Source organism: Pengzhenrongella sp. (assembly GCF_036565025.1).
GTDB lineage: Bacteria > Actinomycetota > Actinomycetes > Actinomycetales > Cellulomonadaceae > Pengzhenrongella.
The window spans coordinates 1-3,115 of sequence record NZ_DATCNW010000118.1 but is presented as its reverse complement, the minus strand read 5'-3'; the positions used below and the strand labels follow the sequence as shown (position 1 = coordinate 3,115).

The following is a 3,115-nucleotide window of genomic DNA, read 5'->3' as shown; positions in this document are numbered from 1 at the left end:
GCTCACGACCATCCCGGTCGCGATCATCTTCTTCGCCTTCCAGCGGCATTTCGTCCGCGGCGCCAACGAGGGCGCCGAAAAAGGCTGACCCGCCGGAACCCACCCTCAAGAACCCCTAACGTCCGAGCGTTGACGTCCTATAGGACGTCAACACTCGGACGTTGTGGTGGTTTGGCGGTGGGTTTGGCGGTGGCTACCGTCGGCGAACGCGGGTCAGAACGCGTACGGGAAGCCTGACCAGTCGGGGTCGCGCCGCTCGAGGAACGCGTCGCGGCCCTCGACCGCCTCGTCGGTCAGGTACGCCAGGCGGGTCGCCTCGCCGGCGAAGACCTGCTGGCCGGCCAGGCCGTCGTCGGCCAGGTTGAAGGAGAACTTCAGCATCCGGATCGACTGCGGCGACTTGGTCGAGATGATCCGCGCGTACTCGAGCGCGAGGTCCTCGAGCCCGTCGTGGTCGACGACCTCGTTGACCGCGCCCCACCGCTCGGCGTCCTCGGCGGAGTACTGGCGGGCCAGGAAGAAGATCTCCCGCGCGCGCTTCTGGCCGACCTGCCGGGCGAGGTACGCGGAGCCGTAGCCGCCGTCGAACGAGCCGACGTTCGCGTCGGTCTGCATGAAGCGCGCGTGCTCGCGCGAGGCGATCGTCAGGTCCGCCACGACGTGCAGCGAGTGCCCGCCCCCGGCCGCCCAGCCGCCGACGACGGCGATCACCACCTTGGGCATCGTCCGGATCAGCCGCTGCACCTCGAGGATGTGCAGCCGCCCGGCGCGCGCGGGGTCGATCGCGTCGGCGCTCTGCGTGGGCGCGCCGGTCTCGTCCGTGCCGGCGGTGTACTTGTACCCGTCGCGGCCGCGGATCCGCTGGTCGCCGCCGGAGCAGAACGCCCAGCCGCCGTCGCGCGGGCTGGGCCCGTTGCCGGTGAGCAGCACCGTTCCGACGTCGGAGCTCATTCGCGCGTGGTCCAGCGCCCGGTAGAGTTCGTCGACGGTGTGCGGGCGGAACGCGTTGCGGACCTCGGGCCGGTCGAACGCGATGCGCACCACGGGCAGGTCGCGCTCGGTGTCGCCGGTGCGGTCCACCCCCCGGTGGTAGGTGAGGTCGGTCAGCGCGGTGAACCCGTCCACCTCGCGCCACCTCGACGGGTCGAATGTCTCGGACACCTGCCGGGGGATCTGGCTCACCCGGCAACCCTAACGACCCGCCCACCCCGGTCCCTCCCGCTCACAAGCACGACCCGTCACGCGAGCGCGCGACGTTGGCTGCTGATCGGCGGGTTTCACCAGCCAAACTCGCGCACTCGCGAGCGCTCGCGGCTCAGTCGAGCGACGTCGGCGGTGGAATTAGCCTGGGGGCGTGCCCGCCGACCCTGTGACCTCGCTCCTGCACGTCTACTCCATCCCGTTGCGGACCCGGTTCCGGGGGATCACCGTGCGCGAGGGAGTCCTTTTCGAGGGGCCCGGCGGATGGGGCGAGTTCAGTCCGTTCTGGGACTACGACGCCGCCGAGTCCGCCGCCTGGCTGCGCGCCGCGCGCGAGGCCGCCGACGTCGGCTGGCCGGCCGCGGTCCGCGACCGGATCCCGGTGAACGTCACGGTTCCCGCGGTCGACGCCGAGACGGCGCACCGGATCGTGACCGCGTCGGGCGGGTGCCGGACCGCCAAGGTGAAGGTCGCCGAGCCCGGTCAGGACGTCGGTGCCGAGATCGCGCGCCTCGAGGCGGTCCGGGACGCGCTGGGCGCTGGCGGGGCCATCCGGATCGACGCGAACGGCGGCTGGGACGTCGCGACCGCCATCGACCGGTTGCGCGTGCTGGACCGGGCGGCGGGCGGGCTGGAGTACGCCGAGCAGCCCACCTGGACCGTCGCGGACCTGGCCGCCGTGCGCCGCGCGACCCACGTGCCGATCGCGGCCGACGAGTCGATCCGCCGCGCGGAGGACCCGATGGCGGTCGTGCGCGCCCAGGCCGCGGACATCGTCGTGCTCAAGGTCCAGCCGCTCGGCGGGGTGCGCGCCTGCCTCGAGCTCGCCGAACGTGTCGGGCTGCCGGTGGTCGTGTCCTCCGCGCTCGAGACGTCGGTCGGGCTCGCGGCCGGGATCGCGCTCGCCGCCGCCCTGCCCGAGCTGCCCTACGCGTGCGGACTCGCGACCGCCCAGCTGCTCACCGCCGACGTCGTCGCCGCGCCGCTGCTTCCGGTGGGCGGGTCCATCCCGGTGCGCCGGCCCGTGCCCGACGCCGCCCGGCTCGCCGCCGCGGCCGCCTCGCGCGAGGTCCGCGCGCGCTGGACGGAGCGGCTCGACGCCGTGACTACGGTGGACCATGACTGACGCCGCCGGCCGACCGTCGCCCGGCCCCGCGATCTCCGCGGCCCGGGTGCTCGTCCAGGCCCTCGCGGACCTGGGCGTGCGCGACGTCGTCCTCGCGCCCGGCTCGAGGTCCGCGCCGCTCGCCTACGCGCTCGCGGAGGCGTCCCTGCCCGACGGCGAGCGGCCCGCGCAAGCGCCCGCGATCAGGCTGCACGTGCGCATCGACGAGCGCACCGCGGGGTTCCTCGCGCTCGGGCTCGCTCGCGGCTCGACCGCCCCGGCGGCTGGCGAGGAGGACCCGGCGCGCCCGGTCGCGATCGTCACGACGTCGGGCACCGCGACCGCGAACCTGCACCCGGCCGTGCTCGAGGCGCACCACGCGGGCGTCCCGCTGCTCGTGCTCACCGCCGACCGACCGCACGAGATGCGCGGCACCGGCGCCAACCAGACCACCGACCAGGTCGGCCTGTTCGGCTCCGCGACCCGGTTCGCGGCCGACGTCCCGGCACCGAGCAACCGCCCCGGCGAGCACGCGGACGTGCGCCAGCTCGCGACCCGCGCGGTGGCCGCCGCGCTCGGCGCCCGCACCGGCGACCCGGGCCCGGTGCACCTGAACCTCTCCTTCCGCGAGCCGCTCGCCCCCGGGCCGCACGACGGCGAGTGGCCCGCGCGGTCCACCGTCGGGCTGACCGGGGTGGTGCGCCGCGGGGTGTTCCGGTCCGAGCTGCCGGGGGTGCTACACGACCCGGCGCCGCTGGTCGCGGTCCCGGCCGGTGCGGCGGCGGGTCCGTCCGCGGCCGGTCCCTCGGC

General features: G+C 74.9%; 3 protein-coding genes. 2 read left to right on the top strand and 1 reads right to left on the bottom strand.

Annotation, left to right across the window (positions count from 1 at the left end; translation table 11 throughout):
• Positions 1 to 213: 213 nt before the first annotated feature.
• The gene (locus tag VIM26_RS06700) at positions 214 to 1,182 is read right to left on the bottom strand and encodes a 1,4-dihydroxy-2-naphthoyl-CoA synthase (RefSeq protein WP_331949575.1); all 969 of its coding nucleotides are present in this window, start codon (positions 1,180 to 1,182) and stop codon (positions 214 to 216) included.
• A gap of 172 nt (positions 1,183 to 1,354) precedes the next feature.
• Between VIM26_RS06700 and VIM26_RS06695 the strand changes: the two genes are divergently transcribed.
• Both VIM26_RS06695 and VIM26_RS06690 read left to right on the top strand, forming a co-directional pair.
• Positions 1,355 to 2,326: an o-succinylbenzoate synthase gene (locus VIM26_RS06695; RefSeq protein WP_331949574.1), complete on the top strand. Its 972-nt coding sequence runs from the start codon at positions 1,355 to 1,357 to the stop codon at positions 2,324 to 2,326.
• The coding region (locus tag VIM26_RS06690) for a thiamine pyrophosphate-binding protein (RefSeq protein ID WP_331949573.1) at positions 2,319 to 3,115 on the top strand (797 nt) is incomplete at its 3' end. The genes VIM26_RS06695 and VIM26_RS06690, both read left to right, overlap by 8 nt.